The sequence below is a fragment of the Parendozoicomonas callyspongiae genome (assembly GCF_023502345.1).
In the GTDB taxonomy this organism is placed as follows: Bacteria; Pseudomonadota; Gammaproteobacteria; order Pseudomonadales; family Endozoicomonadaceae; genus Sansalvadorimonas; species Sansalvadorimonas callyspongiae.
In genome coordinates this window covers 167287-191090 of the sequence record NZ_JAMFLX010000006.1, presented here as the reverse complement: position 1 = coordinate 191090, position 23804 = coordinate 167287, and the positions used below count along the sequence as shown (strand labels likewise).

At 49.6% G+C, this 23804-nt stretch carries 19 protein-coding genes; 6 read left to right on the top strand and 13 right to left on the bottom strand.

Annotation, left to right across the window (positions count from 1 at the left end):
• Window positions 1-3: 3 nt before the first annotated feature.
• The 3 genes from M3P05_RS06560 to purL all read right to left on the bottom strand — a co-directional run bounded on the left by M3P05_RS06560 (window position 4) and on the right by purL (window position 5007).
• Window positions 4-330, bottom strand: coding sequence for a hypothetical protein (locus tag M3P05_RS06560; RefSeq protein WP_249698655.1), 327 nt, complete (start codon window positions 328-330; stop codon window positions 4-6).
• Window positions 331-443: 113 nt separating this feature from the next.
• Window positions 444-920, bottom strand: a complete 477-nt coding sequence (locus tag M3P05_RS06555) for an outer membrane lipoprotein (protein WP_249698654.1) — start codon at window positions 918-920, stop codon at window positions 444-446.
• 184 nt (window positions 921-1104) lie between these two features.
• A complete protein-coding gene (gene purL / locus M3P05_RS06550; RefSeq protein WP_249698652.1) occupies window positions 1105-5007 on the bottom strand; it encodes a phosphoribosylformylglycinamidine synthase in 3903 nt (1300 codons plus the stop codon).
• A 110-nt stretch (window positions 5008-5117) separates the two neighbouring features.
• Between purL and M3P05_RS06545 the strand changes: the two genes are divergently transcribed.
• A complete protein-coding gene (locus tag M3P05_RS06545; RefSeq protein WP_249698651.1) occupies window positions 5118-6083 on the top strand; it encodes a transglycosylase SLT domain-containing protein in 966 nt (321 codons plus the stop codon).
• Here M3P05_RS06545 and tadA read toward each other — a convergent pair.
• The 3 genes from tadA to M3P05_RS06530 form a co-directional block, all read right to left on the bottom strand.
• Entirely contained in the window at window positions 6080-6586 is a 507-nt protein-coding gene (gene tadA, locus M3P05_RS06540) for a tRNA adenosine(34) deaminase TadA (protein WP_249698650.1), read from the bottom strand. The genes M3P05_RS06545 and tadA overlap by 4 nt on opposite strands.
• A gap of 44 nt (window positions 6587-6630) precedes the next feature.
• Window positions 6631-7470: a MaoC family dehydratase gene (locus M3P05_RS06535; RefSeq protein WP_249698649.1), complete on the bottom strand. Its 840-nt coding sequence runs from the start codon at window positions 7468-7470 to the stop codon at window positions 6631-6633.
• Window positions 7471-7854: 384 nt separating this feature from the next.
• Window positions 7855-9150, bottom strand: a complete 1296-nt coding sequence (locus tag M3P05_RS06530) for an acetyl-CoA C-acetyltransferase (RefSeq protein WP_249698648.1) — start codon at window positions 9148-9150, stop codon at window positions 7855-7857.
• A 177-nt stretch (window positions 9151-9327) separates the two neighbouring features.
• Here M3P05_RS06530 and M3P05_RS06525 point away from each other — a divergent pair, with 177 nt between their 5' ends.
• Window positions 9328-10749: a 3-oxoacyl-ACP reductase gene (locus M3P05_RS06525; protein WP_249698647.1), complete on the top strand. Its 1422-nt coding sequence runs from the start codon at window positions 9328-9330 to the stop codon at window positions 10747-10749.
• A gap of 40 nt (window positions 10750-10789) precedes the next feature.
• On the opposite strand, the gene M3P05_RS06520 is transcribed toward M3P05_RS06525, so the two are convergent.
• Window positions 10790-11818: an AraC family transcriptional regulator gene (locus M3P05_RS06520; protein ID WP_249698646.1), complete on the bottom strand. Its 1029-nt coding sequence runs from the start codon at window positions 11816-11818 to the stop codon at window positions 10790-10792.
• Between the two features lie 137 nt (window positions 11819-11955).
• On the opposite strand from M3P05_RS06520, the gene M3P05_RS06515 reads away from it, so the two are divergent.
• Complete coding sequence (locus M3P05_RS06515; protein ID WP_249698645.1) at window positions 11956-12201, top strand: hypothetical protein; 246 nt, start codon at window positions 11956-11958, stop codon at window positions 12199-12201.
• A 64-nt stretch (window positions 12202-12265) separates the two neighbouring features.
• Here M3P05_RS06515 and M3P05_RS06510 read toward each other — a convergent pair whose 3' ends face one another.
• The 4 genes from M3P05_RS06510 to M3P05_RS06495 all read right to left on the bottom strand — a co-directional run bounded on the left by M3P05_RS06510 (window position 12266) and on the right by M3P05_RS06495 (window position 18204).
• A complete protein-coding gene (locus M3P05_RS06510) occupies window positions 12266-13753 on the bottom strand; it encodes a C69 family dipeptidase (RefSeq protein WP_249698644.1) in 1488 nt (495 codons plus the stop codon).
• Window positions 13754-14053: 300 nt separating this feature from the next.
• A complete protein-coding gene (locus M3P05_RS06505) occupies window positions 14054-15226 on the bottom strand; it encodes an iron-containing alcohol dehydrogenase (protein WP_249698643.1) in 1173 nt (390 codons plus the stop codon).
• Window positions 15227-15601: 375 nt separating this feature from the next.
• On the bottom strand, window positions 15602-17167 hold the full coding sequence (gene nhaC / locus M3P05_RS06500; RefSeq protein ID WP_283777701.1) for a Na+/H+ antiporter NhaC: 1566 nt from the start codon (window positions 17165-17167) through the stop codon (window positions 15602-15604).
• 119 nt (window positions 17168-17286) lie between these two features.
• Window positions 17287-18204, bottom strand: coding sequence for a glutaminase (locus M3P05_RS06495; protein WP_249698640.1), 918 nt, complete (start codon window positions 18202-18204; stop codon window positions 17287-17289).
• A gap of 77 nt (window positions 18205-18281) precedes the next feature.
• Between M3P05_RS06495 and M3P05_RS06490 the strand changes: the two genes are divergently transcribed.
• From M3P05_RS06490 to nhaC (M3P05_RS06480), 3 genes are all read left to right on the top strand, one after another.
• Window positions 18282-18686 carry a helix-turn-helix domain-containing protein gene (locus M3P05_RS06490; RefSeq protein ID WP_408635872.1) on the top strand — a complete coding sequence of 135 codons (405 nt, stop codon included), beginning with the start codon at window positions 18282-18284 and terminating at the stop codon, window positions 18684-18686.
• A 285-nt stretch (window positions 18687-18971) separates the two neighbouring features.
• The gene (locus tag M3P05_RS06485; RefSeq protein ID WP_249698638.1) at window positions 18972-19418 is read left to right on the top strand and encodes a GNAT family N-acetyltransferase; all 447 of its coding nucleotides are present in this window, start codon (window positions 18972-18974) and stop codon (window positions 19416-19418) included.
• 90 nt (window positions 19419-19508) lie between these two features.
• Window positions 19509-20918: a Na+/H+ antiporter NhaC gene (gene nhaC / locus M3P05_RS06480; protein ID WP_249698636.1), complete on the top strand. Its 1410-nt coding sequence runs from the start codon at window positions 19509-19511 to the stop codon at window positions 20916-20918.
• A 54-nt stretch (window positions 20919-20972) separates the two neighbouring features.
• Here the strand turns inward: nhaC (M3P05_RS06480) and M3P05_RS06475 are convergent, their stop codons facing one another.
• Window positions 20973-22658, bottom strand: a complete 1686-nt coding sequence (locus M3P05_RS06475; protein ID WP_249698635.1) for a phytoene desaturase family protein — start codon at window positions 22656-22658, stop codon at window positions 20973-20975.
• Between the two features lie 117 nt (window positions 22659-22775).
• Entirely contained in the window at window positions 22776-23324 is a 549-nt protein-coding gene (locus M3P05_RS06470) for a 1,2-dihydroxy-3-keto-5-methylthiopentene dioxygenase (RefSeq protein ID WP_249698633.1), read from the bottom strand.
• Between the last annotated feature and the right edge of the window lie 480 nt (window positions 23325-23804).

The window sequence follows — 23804 nt, the reverse complement described above, 5'->3', positions numbered from 1 at the left end:
GTTTTACTCCCCGGGATGCTGAACAACCTCGCCATCAATCACAACCTTGTTGGCAAGAACCTGTTCAATCTCAACATTATCGTCAGTTGTGGCTCCGGTGCGGACAATAATCTGGGTCACATCCCCAGACTGGTCATCCAGCTCAAGATCCTTGCCATCATCCGGATCAGTGTATTCTTCATAGGCAGGAACAGCTGGCTGCTCAAGGCTGGAAAGCTCCTGCAGATCATCCTGTACAGGATCTTCTCCCTGCCCAAGCCATAACCAGCCAGCAACAATTACTAACACACCCGCGACGATCCCTACTGCCAGTCGTGTTTCTTTTGTCATAGCACAGCCCGTTATGAATATTTCCAAAGTAGGAAGTGTAAGGGGGGAGAGGAAGTTACCACAAGGGCAGAGAGGGAAAGATGTACTTCCGGATGGAAGTACATCACAGGCTTTTAGTGCGCAGAATGAACCACGCGGGCAGTACGGCCCTGGGTCAGCACTCTAACCCGGTCGCCGACTCTGAAGCTGTTGCCTTTTTCCAGCTGCTGTACAACAGAAACATGGTTTCCGTTATCCAGACGAACAGTAATGTTCAGACCAGTGCCTTCTGTGATCTTGTTCTCAGCGGCATTCCCAAGAACGCCACCGGCAACGGCACCAGCAATAGCAGCTACTGCACTGCCCCGGCCATGACCTACTTTAGAACCGGCAAGACCACCAACTGCAGCACCCGCAACAGTTCCAACACCAGACTTGGAGCCTTCCAGTTTTACGTTTTCGATATCAACAATCTCTCCAAACTGGACACTCTGCAGGGTGCGAGCTTCACCCCGGTCATAGTTGGTTCCTGTCATATCAGACATACAGCCCCCGGTCAGGAGCAGCACCGGAAGCATGATTAAAAAGGCGGGAATATGAAGAAACTTCATTATTAACCTCCACTGTTACGAAATTATGGGCCTGAGTCAGCCCGAATCCATAAGGACAAAACAGGCATCCCCCCCCTGTTTGGCACCTTTTCTCAGTGTAGGTTCAATTTTTCAGGTAACCGAATAACACGACAAATATAAGAATCCCGGCATAATGCCGGGATTCTTATATCTCAGTCACACGTTATCCAACCCAGACCCGGGCATTCCGGAACATACTCATCCAGGGGGCATCCTCTTCCCAGTTATCCGGGTGCCAGGAGTTCTGAACCGTCCTGAACACACGCTCTGGATGGGGCATCATTATTGTTACCCGCCCATCGGCACTGGCCAGTCCAGTGATTCCATCCGGTGATCCGTTAGGGTTGAAGGGATAGCGCTCGGTAATAGAGCCATGGTTATCAACATACCGCAGAGCCACCTGCCCTTCCGTGGTGACAGCCACTCGGTCATCAATACCGGCAAACTCGGCCATGCCTTCCCCGTGAGCCACAGCGACTGGCAGTCTGGCACCTGCCATTCCCTGCAGGAAAATGGATGGACTCTTCTGCACCTGCACCATGGCCACCCGAGCTTCAAACTGCTCCGAGTTGTTACGGACAAACCTTGGCCAGTGATCGGTTCCCGGAATTAACTCACGTAAAGTAGAGAGCATCTGGCAACCATTACAGACGCCAAGGGTGAAGGTATCCCGGTTCAGGAAGAAGTTTTCAAATTCAGATCGAACCCGGTTATGGAACAGGATGGACTTGGCCCAGCCTTCTCCTGCCCCCAGGACATCTCCATAGGAGAAACCACCACAGGCCACCAGCCCACGGAACTCTTCCAGATTACGATGCCCTTCCATCAGGTCATTCATATGGACATCAACAGCTTCGAAACCAGCCCGGTCAAAAGCTGCCGCCATTTCCACATGGCCGTTAACGCCCTGCTCCCGCAGAATGGCAACTTTCGGTCTGACCCCGGTGGCAATCAGTGGAGCAGCAATATCCTTGTTAATATTCCAGTTGACCTGGGCATGCAGGCCAGGATCTTTATCATCCAGAAGATTATCAAACTCCTGCTGGGCACATTTGGCGTTATCCCGCAGCGCCTGGATGCGATAGCTGGTTTCCGACCAGATACGCTGGTAACGAATCCGGTTACCCTTGAGCACCACATCATCATTGAATTTGAACTTGATCTTCTGGGCATCAGCCAGGGAACCAAGGGTATGGGTACAGCCAGACAGCCCATAACTGGCAAGGCAGTCTTTAACATGCCTTTTGTCTTTTTTGCGAACCTGGATAACAGCGCCCAGTTCCTCATTAAACAGTACCGAGGCCAGCTCTCCACGGTTCTCTGCCACCTTATCTAAAGAGACAGTAAAACCTGTACGCCCGGCAAAAGCCATTTCCAGCAACGTGACAAACAGACCACCATCGGAGCGATCGTGATAAGCCAGAATTTTCTCTTCACCCAGAAACTGTTGAATAGCCTGGAAGAATGATTTCAAATCCTGAGGCTCATCAACATCTGCTGGCTTGGCACCCAGTTCACTGTATACCTGTGCAAGTGCAGAACCACCCATCCGGTTACGGCCACGCCCAAGATCAATAAGAATCAGGGACGTATCACCTTGATCAGTACGCAGCTGTGGCGTAACACACTGACGTACATTTGTTACAGGTGCAAAAGCGGAGATAATCAGCGACAGCGGTGAGGTAACGGCTTTATCCTGCTCACCATCCTTCCATGTTGTACGCATGGACATGGAATCCTTACCAACAGGAATAGTGATTCCCAGCTCAGGACAAAGCTCCATACCCACAGCCTTAACCGTGTCGTACAGTCTTTCATCTTCACCGGGATGACCGGCAGCAGCCATCCAGTTAGCCGACAAACGAATATCCGACAGGTTCTGTATACGGGCGCTGGCAATATTGGTAATGGATTCTGCAACAGCCATTCGACCGGATGCCGGAGCATCAAGCAGAGCCACGGGTGTTCTTTCACCCATAGCCATGGCTTCACCGGTGGTTGATGTGTAACTGCTGGTGGTGACAGCACTGTCTGCAACCGGAACCTGCCAAGGACCGACCATCTGGTCACGGCAAACCTGGCCGGTAATCGTGCGGTCACCAATAGTGATCAAAAAGCTTTTGCTTGCTACAGCTGGCAACCGCAGAATTCGATCACCAGCCTCTTTCAGATCGAGATCGGCAGGATCAAACGGCTTGACTTCAAAGCCTTTGCGCTCAACAGAACGATGCATACGGGGTGGCTTACCAAGCAGCACTTCCAGCGGCATATCCACCGGAAGATTATCAAAGTGCTCGTCATTGACGATCAGCGTCTGCTCTTCAGTCGCTTCACCCACCACGGCATAAGGGCATCGTTCGCGCTGGCAGATGGCCTCAAACACCGGCAAATCTACCGGTGCCACAGCCATGACATAACGTTCCTGGGATTCGTTACACCACAGCGCCAGCGGGCTCATGCCCGGTTCGTCATTGAGAACCTTGCGCAGCTCGAACTGTCCGCCACGGCCACCGTCGCTGATAAGCTCAGGCAAGGCATTGGAGAGACCACCGGCACCGACATCATGAATAAAGAGCAGAGGGTTCTTCTCGCCCAGCTGCCAGCACTGATCTATCACCTCCTGGCAGCGGCGCTCCATCTCGGGGTTATCACGCTGAACGGAAGCAAAGTCGAGATCTTCCTGCCCACAGCTGGATGCCATGGAAGATGCGGCTCCACCACCAAGGCCAATCTGCATGGCCGGACCGCCGAGGACAATCAGCTGTGAGCCTGCGGGATACTCACCTTTTTCAACATGCTGTTCACGGATATTTCCCAGTCCACCAGCAATCATTATCGGCTTATGGTAACCACGAACTTCCCTGCCGGAAGGACCAGTCACTTCCTGCTCGTAAGTACGGAAATAGCCGCACAGGTTGGGACGCCCGAATTCATTATTAAAACCAGCGCCACCTAGCGGGCCATCAATCATGATATCCAAAGCGGAGACGATCCGGTCGGGCTTACCGTAATCCTGCTCCCAGGGCTGGCTGTAATCAGGAATATTCAGATTGGAAACAGTAAAACCAGTTAAACCCGCTTTGGGTTTACCACCTCTGCCGGTTGCCCCTTCATCCCGGATTTCACCACCTGACCCGGTAGAAGCACCCGGCCATGGCGCTATGGCTGTGGGATGGTTATGGGTTTCCACCTTCATCAGGATATGAATATCCTCTTCGGTGTAGCTATAACTGCGGTTCTGCGGATCAGGGAAGAAGCGGCCACCTTTCCAGCCTTTAATAACCGAAGCATTATCTTTATAAGCTGACAGCACACCCTCAGCATTCATCTCATGGGTGTTGCGAATCATGGCAAACAGGGATTTATCCTGAACCTGACCATCAATATCCCAGGAAGCATTGAAAATTTTATGTCGGCAGTGCTCAGAGTTAGCCTGGGCAAACATCATCAGCTCGACATCACTGGGGTTGCGACCAAGGGCTATAAAGCTTTCCAGCAGATAATCAATTTCGTCTTCAGCCAGTGCCAGTCCGAGGTTACGGTTGGCTTCGACCAAAGCATCACGTCCTTCTTCGATAAGAGGCACGCGTACCAGGGGAGTTGGTTCGGCTTCCGTAAACAGCTGGCTGGCATCTCCGGGAGAGCCAAGCACAACTTCTGTCATTCGGTCGTGGAGCTGAGCTGCTATCTGTGCCTGCTCGGATTCCGACAGGGATACAGAGCTTTCCACGTGATAGGCAATGCCTCTTTCCAGACGATGAATCTCGCCGACTCCGCAATTCCGGGCTATATCTTTTGCTTTGCTGGACCAGGGTGAAATGGTTCCAGGCCGGGGAGTGACCAGAAACAGCACGCCCTTGGGCTTTTGTCTAATACGGCGGGGGCCATACTGCAGCAACTGCTCCAGAACAGTTCGGCTGTCACCGGAAAGAGGTGCAGTCAGGTCTGCAAAATGGAGATACTCGGCGTAAAGGCCGGTGACACCAGGAACCAGCTGCTTCAGGGTGTTCAGTAATTTTGATGAGCGAAACGGGGAGAGAGCGGGGGTACCGCAAAGAATCTCCATAAGAGTTATGATCCTTGAAGTTCTAGTTGGTTGGCGGACGGGCAACATAATACAGCCATATCCATGCCCTCTCCAGCGAAAAGCCGAAGGCATATGGCTAAGACGTAAGTATGAGCAACCAGACTGAATCCTTACTGTCCAAAGATGTAACAGGACAAAAACAGGATATCGACATGGAAGCGATGACCACAGCCAGTTACAAACCAGCCAGAAAGCAGCCATCCCCTTGGGCTGCATGTCTGGGCATGGGGCTGACTCTGGCTCTGGTTATGGCGGTTATCACTGCTCCGACTGACTCGAAAGCGCCAGAACAGGCCTGCTGTAACAACCTGCTTCTGGAAGCGTCCGCAAAAAGAACCAACCATCTTGTAAGACTGGAATGGGAATACTTCCTGCTGGAAAACCTTGTCCCTGAAATGTCTGAAGAATATAAAAGGGATATGGCTGAAGCAGAGAAGCCTCTGTCAGCGGGGGAAGCTTTCAGCCTGGAAACGCATATGTCCCGGCGTCTGCCCAAGTACAAGAACCTGTTCCGCACCGTGGCCGGTGAACATGCCATTGACTGGCATCTTGTTGCTGCCATCAGTTACCAGGAATCACACTGGCACCCCAAGGCCAAATCTCCTACCGGAGTCAGAGGCATGATGATGCTGACCCTGCCAACGGCCAAAGAGATGGGTATTCGCAACCGTCTGGATGCTGAGCAGAGTGTTCGTGGCGGAGTTCGCTACCTGCAGCAGCTCCGGCATCGTCTTCCTGAAACGATTGTAGGAGCTGACAGAACCTGGATGGCTCTGGCAGCTTATAACGTTGGTATCGGCCACCTGTACGATGCCCGGGATCTTGCGCGACGCCACGGTTTGAATCCAAACGCGTGGAATGATGTTAGAAACTGCCTGTTGATGCTTGAGAACCCGCTGTGGCACAAGCAGGCCCGCTATGGCTATGCCAACGGCTCTGAGCCTGTACGCTATGTCGACAATATCAAGCGCTACTACCGTCATATTCTGGCAGCCCAGTCAGAGAATGACAGGCATATAGTTGCCAGTAATGGTAATGGACACCCCGTCCTTTAATCACTGCCCACTTGATCCAGCAGTTGCTGCTGCCGTCTCTGTTCTTTCTTCTGCTGACGCCGCTTTTTGAAAAAGGCGGATAGCATGGTTGAACACTCTTCAGTTAAAACACCGCCAGTTATTTCAACAAAGTGATTCAGACTGCTTCGCTCCAGAGCCCGATCCTGACTGATCACAGCCCCGGCTTTAGGCTCTGTTGCCCCATAAATCAGTCGACGAATACGGCTATGAACCATGGCTCCTGCACACATACCACAAGGCTCAAGGGTCACATAAAGGTCGCAGTCCAGCAGACGGTAATTGCCCAGAGTTTTGGCCGCATCCTGAATCGCAAGAATTTCAGCATGGGCAACCGGATTATTGCGCCCTATCGGGCTGTTATATCCCCGACCGACAATCTGGTTGTTATAAACAACCAGAGCCCCAACGGGCACTTCCCCCACTGCAGCACCTAATTCGGCCAGCGCGAGAGCTTCGCGTATCCAGTACTCGTCCTGATTCATCCTGCAGCTTCGCTCAAAAAGCAGGGGATTATACCGTAATCAATTCACAAAAAACGAATATCTCCTGTCAGATGTGGTCTGCCAGATGGGGATCTTAGCAGCATGGTAATGCCTTCTTCACATGACTCATGACTGAACTCAACCCGTGAAGGAAGATAAACCGGCGTTTTAAAACTCACCGAAAATTCAAAAGGTTTTTCACCCACTTCAGGCATCAAGGCGGCAAGACAACGAGCTTTTGACCACATTCCATGGATAATATGTCGCTTAAAACCAAGCATGCGGGCGGTCATGGGCCACAGATGGATAGGGTTACGATCACCGGATACGGCTCCGTATTTTCGCCCGAGGCTGGATGGAAGCGCCCAGGTTTGCACAATGCCAAGATTCTCCGGTGGTTCTGCTTTCTTTTTGTTTCCACCAGAAGGTTTTTGGCGGCTCAGGTTTGTGCTCTCGCTTTCCCATACCAACTCACCACCAGCATGAATACGCACAAAGACATCAAACTCCAGGCCCACTTCAACAGATCTGCATTCCCCCAGAGTGCACTCGATATGAAGAAGCTCGCCTTTTTCTACAGGCCGGTACTGGCGAATCGTATTTCGTACATGCACCATTCCCATGGGCTTTAAAGGCATGGAGGGATGTGTCACCAGTTCCATCTGCAGGGGAAATGACAGGATATGAAGCAGTGTGGGAGGAAGAAAACGGCTTTTGGGAAAGCGGCAAACCTTTTCATAGTTTCTGATCACTGCAGAGTCAGCCCGGACTCCCGGAATAGTCACGCTCAGTTCAGGCCATTCCCCGGTATGCCCTTTTTTCCTTGCAGCTTTAATATAAAGCCCCAGCATCGACGGTAAAGAGTCCAAAACCTGTTCTTTCATTATCCCCACTCCCTGCTTTTTTTATGGCAGATAGAACAAAATATGATACTTCAAGTTTCTTAACGTTGTTGAAAAGTCTTTGCGAAGCGTGGCTGGGGGAAACCAGGAGGCGTCTTCTGAGGGCGCAGGAGAAGCTGTCATAAGATAATTTATGATTACCTGCAGACCATATCTCCGTACACCTAATATTCGGTTATTTATCAGTTTCCTGCAGGCACTGAAGTTCTGGAGTTGGAATACCGTGAGACCGGGTATAACTCAGAGTTTACTAACAGCGTACAGTGCACACATGCCCAGTTCAGTGATCCTGCTCCTGGCGTGGTCAAAACCTGTGATTTGCCGCTATCTATATAAGACGGCGGCACATCAATTCACCCTAGACGGTTATCTTTCCAGAATGGCTGTGACTCCAAGGCCGCCAGCAGCACAAATAGATATCAAACCCCGCCCCGATCCTTTCTGCTCAAGAAGTTTGGCCAGTGTTCCAATAATCCGTCCACCCGTAGCCGCAAAGGGATGGCCCGTTGCCAGTGAGCCACCATTTACATTCAGCTTGCTGCGATCTATAGAACCAAGCGGTTTATCTCTTCCGAGTTTGTTTTTACAGAACTCTTCACTTTCCCAGGCCTTAAGTGTTGCCAGAACCTGTGCTGCAAACGCTTCGTGGATTTCATAGAAATCGAAATCCTGTAAGTTGAGCCCAGCCTTATCCAGCATTTTCGGCACAGCGTAGGCTGGTGCCAGCAACAACCCTTCCTTCTCATTGGAGCTTTTACCGAAAAAGTCGACTGCAGCTGTTTCACAGAATGTTAGATAAGCGCGGACAGGAAGATTACGTTCATTGGCCCACTCTTCACTGGCAAGCAGAACAAAGGAGGCACCATCGGTCAGGTTGGAGCTGTTGGCCGCAGTCAGGGTTCCCTGACCACTCTTTTTATCAAAGGCAGGTTTCAGGCTGGACAGCTTCTCGATAGTAGAATCAGGACGCAGGGTGTTGTCCTGTTCCAGGCCAAGATACGGTGTAACCAAGTCATCATTAAAGCCATCCTGGTAGGCCTGATGAAGCTTCTGGTGACTTTCAAGGGCCATCTGGTCCTGTTCTTCCCGTGGGATTTTCCATTCCTTGGCGGTAATTTCAGTATGTCCGCCCATGGAAAGCCTGGTACGTGGTTCACCATTGGACGGAACGTTTGGCACCAGATGTTTTGGGCGCAGGCGGGCGAGCACTTTCAGGCGTTGACCATTGGTTTTGCAGCGATTCAAATCCAGAAGAATCTGGCGCATCCCTTCGCTGACTCCGATGGGGGCATCTGAGGTGGTATCAGAACCTCCGGCAATACCGCAGTCAATCTGCCCCAAGGCTATTTTGTTGGCGACAAGAATGGCTGCTTCCAGACCTGTTCCACAAGCCTGCTGGATATCGTAACAGGGAGTATGGGGATCAAGAGCAGTACTGAGAACAGCTTCTCTGGTCAGATTGAAGTCGCGGGAGTGTTTCAGTACGGCACCGGCAACAACTTCGCCCATTCTCTCGCCCTGAAGGTTGTAACGGTTAATCAGACCATTCAGTGCTGCAGTCAGCATATCCTGATTGCTGGCATGGGAATAAACAGTATTGGAGCGGGCGAAAGGAATCCGGTTACTCCCGATGATAGCAACCCTTCTGACGGTCTGGTTCATAGCCCTTCCTGATTGAATTTATTGTGTGGTGGAAGTTTATAGTCGGATTTTACCGACATTGGCTGTTTTGACCAGTCTCCCTTTCAGTCAGTCAATTCTCTTCTCGTACTGTTCTGTTGCAATAGCCGCAGCTAGAATGGAGCCACTAAGAATAAATACATACGAGAATTACCCAAGATGTCAGACAGATACCAGAAGATTGCTACCTCCCCCTTCGGCAAAAGCCTGTTCAGTGCCCTTGGCCTTCCAACTCCCGTTAAGCTGGATCGACAGAAGCAGGTGGATAAGGATTTTATTAAAGGTAAGGTTCTGTTTGGCATGGCTTCCGGATCAAAGCTTTCTGATGTGGTCATGCAGACACTGGCAGCTTCTGAAGCTGCACAGATTTGTTGTCAGGCCAGTGCTGTTACGGCCTCCGATATCTGCCGGGCAGCAGAGCAGCATGGACGAAAGGCTGTTCAGATCAGCACCGGCGGGGAGGATGCTACCCGGTTTAAAGGGCTGGTCTTTGATGCAACAGGAATAGACAGCACGACATCTCTGCGGGAGTTGCATACCTTCTTCAGCCCCGTTGTTCGCAAAATGGAAAATTCCGGGCGAATTATTGTGCTGGGAAGGCCAATGGATGAGTGCAGTGATGTTTCCAAAGCTTCAGCCATGCGGGCACTGGAAGGTTTCACCAGAAGCCTTGCCAAGGAAGTTGGCAAAAAGGGAACAACTGTTCAGCTGATTTATGTCTGTTCCGGTGCGGAAGCCCATTTAGAGTCTGCTCTGCGTTTCTGCCTCTCTCCCAAATCTGCTTATGTTTCAGCACAGGTGATTCGAGTTACGACTGCAGCCAACCCCGAATCACTTGACTGGACCAGACCGCTCGATAGCAAAGTCGTTCTGGTGACCGGTGCATCCAGAGGAATTGGAGAATCAATTGCTGAAGTGATGGCCAGAGATGGAGCGAAGGTTGTCTGCCTCGATATTCCACAGGCCAAAGCCCAGCTTGATAAGGTAGCAACCCGCTTGAATGGATCATCCATCGCTGTAGATATAACCGCACCCGATGCCCCCAAAGTGATTGCTGATGCTCTTGAGGAAATTGGTGGCGTTGATGTTGTGGTTCATAACGCTGGTGTAACCCGCGATAAAACGCTGGCCAAGATGAAGCCTGAATGGTGGGATATGGTTATCGATATCAATCTGGCTTCAGAGGAAAGAATTAACGAAGAGCTGCTGTCCAGAAATGTTATCAACAACAATGGACGTATTGTCTGTGTCTCCTCCATGAGTGGTATTGCCGGTAATTTCGGGCAGACCAATTATTCAGCTTCCAAGGCTGGTGTTATTGGATATGTTCAGGCCATGGCTCCGATACTGGCAGAGAAGAATATCACTATAAATGCGGTGGCCCCCGGCTTTATTGAAACCCAGATGACAGCTGCTATTCCCATGATGACCCGGGAAGTCGGGCGTCGTATGAACTCTCTGTCTCAGGGTGGGTTGCCCAAGGATGTAGCGGAAACCATAGCCTTCTTCGCATCTCCAGCTTCCACTGGAGTGAATGGCAATATTGTCCGGGTGTGTGGTCAGTCTCTGCTGGGAGCGTGATCAGCCTTCAACTAACTCTTATCAACTAAACAAGTCCTTATCAACAAGTCGGTTCCATCTGGTGGCTGGCTTTTTTCTGCTTGCGATATTCGACAGGGGTTTGTCCGGTCCAGCGCTTAAAAGCACGATAGAAGGTACTGGGTTCGGAGAAACCGGTCAGAAAGACAATTTCATCAATGGACTCATTGGTTCTTGCCAGTAACTGTTTGGCAAGGTTGCAGCGGTAGTGGGACAGAATCTGGTTAAAGCTGGTTCCGGTCTCTCCCAGTCGGCTGCGCAGTGACCGTGCAGTCATATTCATTCGTTCGGAAACTGTATCCAGGGTGACATCACCGGAATCCAGTATTTCCCCGATAATACGCTCAGCCTTGGTCACGATATCCTGCTTTTTCAAGCGAGCAATCTGTTCCGATGCCAGCATCTCATGGGCCTTCATCAGCTCTGGTTCGGCATGGGAGGAGCGGAATTTCAAAATCCGGGTATCAAACTCAATGGCGTTGTAAGGGGCATTGAAAATCACCGGACAACCGAAGGCTCTTGAATACTCGTGATCGACATCATAACCCCGATGCCAGATATAGATCTTGAGGGGTTCAAACTGCTCTTGAGTGATGTTTTTGAAGAATCGTAATGCGCTGATCAGAATAGCATCAGCCAGATGGTTCAGGTTCTTGCTTTCCCGGGTTCCGCCAATAATGAAACGGCAAGTATTTTGAGAGAGATCCAGGTGCGCCATAACCGCATCGCTCAGTAAACGCTGGTAGTTCAGGGCGCGTTTCAGACCTTCTTCGAATGTTGGGCTGCTGAGAAACAGGTATTCAATAACCTGGCCACCGAACACCGGCATTTTTTCGCCGAGGTGTAGGCCTATCAGTCTGTCACCGGTTACATCTTCAGCTGCCTGCCAGAACAGAGCCTGGGCCTGGTGTGGAGTTCTGATTTGACGATCTTCTATATGGCGACGTGTAATGCCGCAACGCTTGTAGATAGCGCTGGTATCAATACCCGCATTTAGAAACCCCTGATGGGCCATTCGGACCAGAATTCCAGCGTCTTTCAGCTCACTCATTGCTTACTGCCTCACTGGATTATTATTCTTTCTGCTGTTTGCAGAGTCGGGCTTGTAATTATTCTCTTTTAGTCGGGCTATCTTAGTTTTGATTGGCCCGCCTGACAATTGCCTTGGTAATTTCTGCCATGGGTTAATTGAAAAATACAGACCGGAAGCCGCAAATAACTCTATCGACCAAAGAAACAGTTGCTATTGATATGTCAATGAATGTTCCTCCAGTTCCACCAAGTTCGGAAGATCCGGATATGGTTCGAAACTTTGTCTATACCTCCGTTCATGGCAAGGAAGCCGGGGTTCCCAAAGAGCTGGGCTATCAAAGTACCAAAGAAAGCTGCATAGAATGCGCGTTGATGAGCGCAGTAACAGCAATGTTAGTTTAACCAGGGAAATCAGGGTTCAATTGTTCAGACATGGACCAACTGAACCCTGGTTAGTTATTAATTTTTACAGGTTTGAAATCTTTTCAAACTCTTCCGGACTGTATTTCTTCTCAGTACTGCGGGTCAGATCTGTCATCAGGGCAGATTTGAGCTCAGTCGCCTTGTTGAGAGAGGTTTGCAGAATACCATTGGAGTAATCACTGGCGAAGCTGACAGCCAACTTGGAATCTTTCTTGTACATATCTTTCAACATACTGTTCATGTAAGGCTGTGAAGCAATAAACCGGTGCTCCAGATCATTCCAGACCTTTTCAACAACGGGGCGGTACTTACCTTCCTGAACATTTTTGGATGCAAGAGCGCCAAGGGCACGGAAGTTCCACCAGGCAGACTGATCATCATAGCTGTCTGTACCCATGGCATATTCAGCCGGCACCTTTTCCATCACGTTATAGAAAGGAATAAACGGACTGTAATTGACGGCACTGGGAGTCTGCCAGATAACGGCAGTCAGCTCCTTGGGCATGTTGCCATACATCTCAATGATGTGAGCTTCAGCGTTGCGGTCAACTCCGCTGGGACGTGGAGCAATATTTTCCAGTTCGGTGCCGTTATAGTCAGCCCGCAGAACCGCAGCCACTTCATCAACTCCGATCTTCTTGTCGGGGGACAGGAACAGTGGGTACTGATCCTGGCGAGATTCCTGTTTCAGGGATGGTGTCAGCATTTTCTGACTCAGCCACTCGCGGTCAGTATTGTAGATATCGCCGGGTACACCGAACGCCTTGGCAAAGTTAAAGCTCTTGCGGTCAGGATTATCTAGCAGTTTGTTCTTCTTGACCATGTCGAACAGGCCTTCGACATGCATAACATCTTTGCTGTCCAGGTCGACACCATGAATACGCAGACCGTTGGCGATAACCAGGTATTTGTCATCAGGAATACGCACAGCAATCCACTGATGGCCGCCACCGGTTTCCATATACCAGGCTTCATTCTGGTCTGCGAACTGAATACCGTTGGTTTCACCTGCTCCGTATTTCTCAATATAACGGCCCAGAATCTCGACCGCGTTGCGTGCAGAAGTGGCTTCACTTAACACCAGGCCAACCATGTTCTGTTCAATAATGCCGTCTTCGATCAGAGGGTCAGCTTTCAGGGCTTTCTCATTGCCTTCCGCACTGTTGGTGGCAGACATGGCAACGTTCAGCTCGTTAACACCGCGTTCTTCAAAAACCTTGCCATTGTTTGGTATGTCGTAGGAAGTATTATCCCAGTCAATCATGGCCGTGTAGCGCAGGGCTTTGGCGGGAGCAGGTACGGTCAGACCATTGGAAAGGGTGATTGTGTCACCTTTTTTGTAAGTGCGGGCCGGGTAAATAACCATGTGCTTGGCCCAGTTATTTGAGATGAAGTCTTCGTTTCTTGACAGCATGATTGCGCCAGATTCAGAGACATTCTTACCTACCATTACACTAGTGCAGGCCATGGCACTGGGGGCTGCAACTGCAGCGGCAATGGCTGCGACCAAGGCTTTTTTCATAAGAGACATGATTTTTCTCCGGACAGTAAACAACTGCCGGAAGAAAAACCGGTGCTGGCAGTTGTTCAGAAAATGAGTCGGAGCAAACACTACACCTGCGGCAGATATTCACACTTGACGCAAATCAAATTGAAAAGGAAACTGAAAAAACTCTCTGAAAATAAAGATTATGAAGGAGATAAATATATAGAGAGGCGTTTTGGGATTGTTTTGAGTGGGTTTATTTAACTATTGAAAAATATTCTCGCTATAAAAACAGTGAGCATTGATATAAGCAAACAATGCCCACTAATTTCAGTAGCTTCAGAATTAAACCGCTTCAGCCAGGATTCGGGTTGATACTTCCGGGGTAATGTTACCTTCTTCCCCAAGCTGAACCATGCCGTGGCGCTTCAGCTGCTCAACCAGCGCTGATACGACACTGGTATGCTCACCATCCTTGGCAACACCATAATCAGTCAGGCGGGTTGGGATGCCCATCTGCTCAAAGAACTCACGGGTTTTAGCGATAGCCTGATCAATGCGCTCATCTTCGCTGCCTTCGCGAATATTCCATACCCGCTCGGCGTACTGCACAATCTTGGCACCTTTCTGGCCGCGCATAACATTCATCAGGGAGGGCAGTACAACTGCCAGTGTCTGGCCGTGATCCAGGCCGTGAAGGGCAGTAATCTCGTGACCGATCATATGGGTTGCCCAGTCCTGGGAAACGCCTTGTCCGATCAGACCATTCAGTGCCTGGTTGGCGGCCCACATGACATTGGCGCGGGCTTCGTAGCTGTCAGGAGTTGCCAGAACCTTAGGGCCTTCCTCAATCAGAGTCAGCAGCAGACCTTCTGCGTAGCGATCCTGAACCGGCGCATTTTCACACTTGGTCAGGTATTGCTCCATCACGTGAACAAATGCATCGACAACTCCGTTGGCTGTTTGGTTGGCAGGCAGGCTGAAAGTGGTTTCAGGATCCAGCACTGCAAAGGTTGGGAATACCAGCGGATTCATAAAGGCCAGCTTGTCGTTGGTTTCACGACGGGTAATAACGGCACCGCTGTTACTTTCTGAACCGGTGGCTGGCAGGGTCAGAACATTACCCAGGGGAACAGCTGACTCAATAGGAGCGCGTTCACTGAGAATGGTCCATGGATCTTCACCTTTAAAAGGAATTGCTGCAGCAATAAACTTGGTGCCATCAATAACAGAGCCACCGCCAACAGCCAGCAGGTAATCAATACCTTCAGCCCGTGCCAGTTCAACAGCCTTCATCAAGGTTCCGTAGGTTGGGTTGGGCTCGATACCGCCAAACTCATGATATGTGAAACCTTCCAGAGCAGCGTGAACCTGATCCAGGGTTCCATTGCGCTTGATACTGCCACCGCCGTATGTAATCAGAATTTTGGCATCAGCAGGAATCTGGTTGGCAATCTCTGCAATCTGTCCTTTGCCAAACAGAATACGTGTAGGATTTTGATAATTAAAATTGTTCATGACTTTATTCCTGAAGGCTAACGCAACTTGTTATTGATAAGTACCCGAACCATTGCTCTCGCATATTCTGGTATCAGTACATACTTAATGAGGAGAGTCTTGTCAGTTTAAAAGGGGAGGGGAAAAAAATAATTATTTATCCGTGCTTTGCGTGATTTTACGGTTTTTTATCTGGCTTTTGCAGTAAAAGAAGAATAACCGGGTATTTGGGGAAGTGAAATCAGTTCCATCATATTGTTCGATACTGGTTTTAATGCGTTTTCCGCGAGATCAACACCGATATACTTTTTCAAGCAGCGATACTTTCAGCCAAGACCAGAATCAGGCTGCTGTCACCACAGCCAAGATTCAACATGGCAACAGGATTTTCTTGGCTCATAGAGTCTGATCACGGGCTAAAAGAGGGTTGCTCTGAGCGTGCTGACTTCTGCCATCTTTAGTAAACGTTGTTGTTTTGCCTGCCCTGGTTCGGGTCCAGGAAACGCCGACTGCCAGGATGATGGAAATCCAGGACAACCACATAAAGGGTAGGTAGCTCAATGTGGCAACACCCAGTACTCCTGTCATGTAAGTGCCATTATCGCTCCAGGGCACCATGCCGGATGTCAGTGTTCCGCCAAATTCCGTATTGCGGGAAAGCAGTCGTCTGTCTGCCTTCTGCTGATCGTAGGTTTTTACCATCAATTTTGGTGTCAGAATCAGGGAGACATACATGGCACTTCCGAGCAGGTTGCCGAGAAATGCGGTCAGCAGAGTGCAATTGGTCAGCCTCGATTCATTGGTGATGTAACTTTCAAGTTTGCCTGCAAGGAGCTGGACAACACCGACTTTCACAAGAAGGCTGCCGAAGCCAAGGCCAAAAATTATCATTGCCACGGATGTCATGATGGATTCCATACCGCCTCGGCTTAGCAGGTTGCTGATAAAGCTATGGTCACTGTCGACATAGGGCACGGCCCAGATGCTGTGCAGCGATTCGATTGGTGTGTTTCCCTGAAGCAGAACCGCCCAGGTAATACCCAAAAGCCCACCAAATGTAATAACTGGAAAAGCCGGCTGACGCAGTGCCAGCAGGATCAGAATTACTCCTGGAGGTACAAAGCAGAGCAGGCTGATATCAAAACGCTGTTTCAGCAGCATCATAATCTCATTGATGTGGGCAAGATCATGCTGGCCGCTGTAGCTGAGACTGGTAATGGTGAACAGAACCAGGGTGATGATATAAGCCATCAGACTGATAGGAAGCATACCCTGAATATGAGCGCGTATTTCTACATCTGACATGGAAGAAGCCAGAAGAACACTGTCTGATAGTGGTGACAGTTTGTCCCCGAAGTAAACACCGGAAAGTACAGCACCCGCCGTTAATGCCGGTGGAATTCCCAGGCCGTCTCCAATTCCCATCATTGCAATACCAGCCGTGCCAGCAGCTCCCCAGGATGTTCCTGTGCAAAGAGCAGTAATCGAGCAGATTAACAGAGCGGTTGGCAGAAATAGTGACGGTGCAATTGTCGCCAGCCCGTAATAGATAATGCCCGGAACTATGCCGCCAGCGATCCAGGACCCGGTCATGGCTCCCACAGCAAACAGAATCAATAGAGCGGGCATGCCTTCAAAGACACCAAAGGCAGCAGCCTCTTCCAGTTCCCGATAGCGATATCCCAGTTTCAGACCCAGGGTCATAATCACAAACCAGCCAAAGAAAAGAGCCAGCAGAACCGGAAGATCAAGAAAAACAGTAAAAGAGCAAGCCATACTCAGGAAGACAGTCAGCACAGCAAGAGCCTGCAAAGGTGTGGGGAGGGGGCGCTTCTTACTCATAAGAGACTCCTGTGCTGTTGGCATAATACGACGGTGAGGAATGTGCTGTTCTGATAAGCATGACTCCGCATCAATATGGTCATACAGTATTGGGAATCGAGTCCATTCGTGCCACCTCAAATGGCACGAATGTCAGGAATAGTTGGCGCTGGAGATAGTCATACTGGACAAAATGAGGGGGACTGGTGGTGTGTTGGGACACGCCACCAAAGGAAGGCAGGAGATTTTGGGGGTAAGCTTTAGAAAACCGAAATGCCGGCTTTTTCGATAAAGGCCTTCAGGGCATGCATGCCAGGCAGTGAATTACCCTTGGCACCCAGCTCCGGGCTCCAGACACAGATGGACATCTTGCCCGGGATAACAGCCACGATACCGCCACCAACACCGCTCTTGCAGGGCAGGCCGACACGGAAGGCAAATTCGCCTGCCTCATCATAGGTGCCACATGTCATCATCAGGCTGTTGATCCGGCGGGCACGTTTTGGAGTAACCACTTTTTTGTCATTTACCGGATCAATGCCACCGTTGGCCAGGAATCTGCTGGCCCGTGCCAGATCCAGACAGCTCATGTTCAGGGAGCACTGGTAGAAATAAAAATCCAGCACCTGAGCAATAGAATGGTTGATATTGTTGAAGCTCTTCAGGTAATACGCCAGGGCTGCATTGCGCTGGCCATGGTCATATTCCGAGCGGAAGACACGTTCGTCATACTGGATATCCAGGTTTCCGGAAAGTCTGCGAATATGATCCAGGAAGTCTTGTTTAGGGGACTTCAGGTGTTCCAGAAGAATATCGCTGATAACCAGGGCACCGGCATTAATAAAGGGGTTACGGGGAATACCGTTTTCAAACTCCAGCTGAGAGAGGGAGTTAAAAGGGTTACCGGATGGTTCCACTCCAACCCGTTCAAAGACCTTTTCACCAGCATAATGCATGGCCTGGCTTAGGCTGAACAGTTTGGAAATACTCTGTATCGAGAACGACTCTTTCGCATCACCAACAATAAAGTCCTGACCGTCAACCGTGCTGATGGCCATACCAAACCTGTCACGGGGGACTTCTGCCAGTGCAGGGATATAATCTGCCGGCTTTCCTTTGCCAAAGGTATGAGAGATCGCTTCGGGCAGGGCGTGCAGAATAGAGTCGATATCTTTCATTAACGAAAAGATTAGCCTTGGGTGGATGGGGCGGCAAGATTACGCCTAGAGCCGCCTGCAAATCAAGATAGCGACTCATGCTCTGGATCAACAAATATGAGTGGTTTTGCCAGGAAAAGATAAATAAGAATACGCGGGATGGGCGGGAATGCGACCGGATTAAAGCCGTTTTATTAAGTTCTGAAGGCTTGTCTACGGCCCTCATTTCTCAAGCTTTGAGAAAGAGCCAGTTTACAATCACTCGCTATCTGGATGACTACCACCGGAAAAAGGAAAAACTGAAGCCAGATAATGGCGGTAGTGAGAGCTTCTTGAGTGAAGAACAAGCTGAACACCTGATTGAGCACCTTGAACAATATACTTATGCTCACGTGCATCAGATCGCTGCTTATATTTCTGATAAGTGGAATATCAAGTACACAGTTTCAGGGTTGAATAAGTGGCTTCACCAGCAGGGTTCCAGTTATAAAAAACTCTTCTAACTCAACTCCTTAGTACAAAACAAGCATATTCACACCAAGTTCTATCATGTTTCACTATTTTTTCTGTCATGTTTGCCTTATTCAGCCTCAGGCAATATACATTCGGAATGTTTATCTACCATGCTTTAACTCGATCTCCGATAAACTGGAATTGGCGATAGAGGTCAGTAACAAACCAATCGCTGATACTGATCATGATCTTGAACACAATATGACTGCATAAGGAGGAGTCGAACTGATAGCATTACCGTCAATAGTCAGGGTCAACTTGCCAGGAGTGTATTCTTGAGAATTTCTTCCGTATCTCATGATCAAATACCTATCGAGCTGTTACTGGAAGCTGACCCTTCGGAAGCCAAGATTCAAAGTTACCTTCCCGGCTCTACCTGTTTCGCAGTTGAAGATGGCGAAAAAATAGTAGCCGTCTGCGTTCTTATTCCTCTTTCCTCAACCAGCTGGGAGCTGATTAACATTGCTGTTGATCCGTCCTGCCAGGGAAGTGGTGTTGGTTCGAAACTTCTGAAACATGCTCTTAGTGAAATGAAAAAGCTCGGGATAAAACGTGTTGAGCTTGGAACTGGATCCTTTGGTTACCAGTTGACCTTTTACCAGCGCGCCGGATTTCGGGTCTTTGCCGTTGATCGTGATTTTTTCCTGAACAACTATGATGAACCACTGTTCGAGAATGGCCTGCAACACAAAGATATGCTTAGACTTGCCATAGAGTTCTGATTTTTCAGCATTTTTCATGTACCCTGCCCTGTCTTTATAAAGACTTCGGTGTTCCCCTACGGATAAACCGAACAAGCACGGCAGTTTTACATGACAGAACCGAAAGCTACGCCTGAGCATACCGTTACTCAGGCAGCTGTTTGTTTTAGCGGTATTATTCTAACAATCGCGACCGGGCTTATGGCCTTTGGCATAAGTCTGCATATCCTCCTTCTTGCCGCCCTGATCTGGACAGGCCTGCATGCAGCCTTCATCGGGCTGTCATTTGCAGAAATCCGGCAGGCCATGACTGATGGTATTGTCAGGGGCATGGGCGCGATTTATATCTTCCTTCTTATTGGCCTTGTTATTGCCAGCTTTATTGAAAGTGGAGCTGTTGCCGTCCTGATCCACTACGGCCTGTCTATCCTGACACCGGAATACTTCCTGCCTGTTGGGCTTGTTCTTTGCAGTGTGATGTCACTGTCAACGGGAACATCCTGGGGTACAGTGGCAACAGCCGGTGTGGTTCTTCTCGGTATTGGTTCCGCCCTTGATATTCCCCTGCCGATTATTGCCGGCGTGGTCGTGTCCGGTGCCAGCTTTGGCGACAAGATGTCGCCTGTCTCAGATACGACAAACCTTGCGGCCATGAGCGCAGGAACAACTCTTAACCAGCATATCCGCACCATGATGCTGACAACCGTGCCTGCTTACCTGCTAGCCTTGGGGCTCTTTACCTGGATGGGAATGAGTTTCTCTTCCGGCCAATGGTCTGCAGAACCCGTCCGAGCCATTCAACAGGGACTGGAATCCACTTTTGTGATCTCCCCCTGGGCCATGCTTCCGGTCATCGTTATGATTATTTTGAGCCAGCGCCGTATGGCTCCCGAACTGGTGATGCTGATCAGCATTGCCCTGGCCTGTACTCTCGCGGTTTTCCTGCAGGGAGCCAATCTGGCTGATGTATTAAACAGCCTACAGCATGGCTACAAAAGCCATACAGGCATTGAGAACCTGGACAACCTGCTCTCCCGTGGCGGCATCCTCAATATGATGTGGACCCTGTCACTGTCTTTGATTGCCCTGGCACTGGGTGGACTTCTGCAGCATTTGGGATTTGTTTACACCCTGATGCTCGGCATTTTGAAAAGCATAAGGCAGACCTGGTCTCTGATGACCACCACGATTGTCACAGGCATTGTCACCAATATGTGTGTGGGTGAAGCTTATCTGTCAATCATAATGGGTGGCCAGATTTTCAAGGAGAAGTTCAAGGAGCAGAAGCTGGATAACAGCATGCTGTCACGCTGTCTGGAAGAAGGCGCTACTCTGACAACAGGTTTGATTCCCTGGACGACAGCGGGTTTGTTCTACTCCGCGACTCTGGATATTGCCGTGGTTGATTATGCTCCCTGGGCACTGTTCAACCTGCTGAATCCCATCCTGTCCATATTGCTGGCCATTACCGGCTTTACCATTCTGAAAGCCAAACCTCAGCCGGTTCCTGAAGCTGCCTGATAATGTCCTGGATACCTGAAGTTAAAAGGGCCTGATCTCTCAGGCCCTTCAACTTTAGGTTACAGCCTCAGTCTTCTTCTCACGACTTTTGGCTGACTCACTGATATCAGCGCCGAGCTCAGGATTCGGCACCTGATAGGTTTTCAAAAGGTTCAGAACCTGTTTCCCTTTCAGCCCCAGCATGGCTGACGTGGCCATCACACCGCCCATAACCGCTCCACCAACACCGGCCGTCATAACATCGGCACCGGTCATATAAAGCCCGTTAATTGGAGTGACCGGATGCAGGAAAGGTTTGCGAAAACGATTGACGTAATGCTCCACACCATAAATCTCACCCTGTTCATTCTTCTGGAACCACTGGGTGGACAACGGGCTGGACAGTTCATGGAAAACAAGGCGATCTTTCAGCTGTGGCCGGTGCTGGAACAGAATGTCTAGCATGCGATTGGCAAACTGCTCCTTGAATGCCTCGTAATCCTCTCCCCTCTGGCCCCAGGTTGTATCCTGCCACCGTTCAAACCACTCTTTATTGGCAACAGTAACGACTTCCACCGTCGACTTACCCGGATACCTGTTTTCCCAGTCCGGATCTTTGGCCGATGGGAATGAAATATAAACCAGCGGGAATGGCTGATCAGGATCATTTAAGAAGTTGGTTACATTGGCTTCATGCTGACCATCTGGATAAATCCAAAGATTCGTCGTATCAAGCCCAAGCTCCTCACTGGTGCCATCAAAACCGGCATAAAGACACAGATGGGCACTGGAATGTTCTACCTTCGTCATCCACTGATCCATACCAAAAATCTCACGCAGCGATTCCGGAATCAGACGATTTACAGTCGGTAGAACACCGGCATTACTGACAATCTGGTTTGCATACAGCTTGCTGCCATCTTTCATCTGTACTCCGGTTGCCCGGTTATTCTCAACCAGAATCCGTTCAACATCGGCATAGGTGAACACTTCCCCGCCGGAAGACTGAATCGTTGGAATAATGGAACGGGCTATGGAGGATGAACCGCCAACCGGATAGGCGCCTCCGGCCAGATAGTGCTTGGCAACCATGGCATGCATAAGAAAAGCACTTTCTTTGGGGGGAAGACCATAATCTCCCCACTGGCCGGTCAGAACAGATATCAGTTCCTGGTTTGAAGTCAGACCTTCCAAAACCTCTCTTGTTGTTTTGAAAAACTCCTTAGGAACAAGAAGCGGCCGTACCAGGTTATAGAGTCGAGACAAGGTTGGAGGCATGGCCTGCCCCGCAAAAAACCTTGGAGCCATTCGGCTCATGGTTCTGATCAGATCAACATAGCGGGTAATGGCATCCGACTCTTCAGGGAATCTCTCCTGTAACCCCTGGATAAAGTTATCCCGGCCAGCCTTAAAGTCATAAACATGATCGCCCAAAAAAATTCGATCATAGACAGGAGCCATTTCAGCCCACTGCATGCGGCCCTGGCTGATAACATCAAATACACGGCGAAGAGTAGAACGAGGATTGTGAACCTCGCCTATATAGTGAACGCCGACATCCCATTCAAACCCATTGCGCTCGTAGACATGGGTGTAGCCACCGGCTGTATAGTGCTGTTCAAGAACACAGACTTTCTTGCCCAGCAAAGAAAGCAAGGCCGCCGTCGTAAGCCCGCCTACACCGGAACCGATAACAATCACATCATAGAATTCTTCTGCGCGACCCGGCCGATAACGTCTACCGGTACGAACATTACCCATGAACTGTTTCCTTTTATCATTATTATTTGGAGAACATAGTGCATGGTAACTCCTATGCAAAAGTCTCTGCAAAGACTGAAGCACTTTTTTACATAGGAGTTTATTCTTAAGATGTTATTAGTTTACAAAACGGCTGAAATGATCAGCGATAGGTGAACCGGTATAGTGGGCAACCCAGCCATCAGGGTTATTAAACAAACGGATGGTGATAACTTCTGGGTTATTCCCCATATCAAACCAGTGTCGGGCACCGGGCGGAATTATCAGAACATCCCCGGCTTCACATAAAACGTCGTAAACCAGGTTGTTATGATGGAGAGTAAACAGTCCCCTGCCTTCTACAAAGAACCGCACCTCTTCATCCGGGTGAGTGTGCTCCCGCAGAAACTGCTTGCGTAATGCCTCCTTGTCAGGGTGATCAGGGCCAACACTGATCGCATCAAAGGCTTTATAGCCTTCTTCAGCCATCAGTTTTTCCATCTGATCCCGGTATAAATCCAGAACAACTTCTTCATCAACTCCCGGTAACAGTTTCTCCGCCCTGGTTTCCCAGCGCTCAAACCTAACCCCAATATCGTGTAAAGCATCACGAATCTGGCTGTATACAGTGTAATGCCGAAGTGGGTTCATCCCTCCGGATTCACTGTAGATTTTCAGTTCACTCATAGTGCCAGTCCTTATACTTCTATCCGGCAGTTGCCGGCGATTGGCGTACAACTGTCCCTCTCAGTTTCAGGAGTTCCTCGCACAAGAAAGCAAACCACCAACCCACCTCAACAAGCATGATGAGGATGTAGCGTAGTTCGTGTTTATCAAACAAGAGGTGTAATAGACAGGAGCAGTCTGAAACCGTCTTCTGGGAGTGTTATCGCTTCAAAACAGCTATAAGCGAAAATAGATACAACACATCACCAAAAACTACGTACAACCCTTTCTTGTGCTCGGATTCTGAACTTGGGTGCATTGTAAAGATATTTACCCAGGATGAAAATACCTAGTTACAAACCACTAGCCTTTCTATAGATTCCCCTAGCCATCCTAAGAGGGTTACTACAGATTCTATTGGAAAATGCTTTCTTTGTGATGACTAAGACGTATTCAGTCACTGAGCGTGCCATGGCATATTTCAGGGTGTGTCCATAGCTA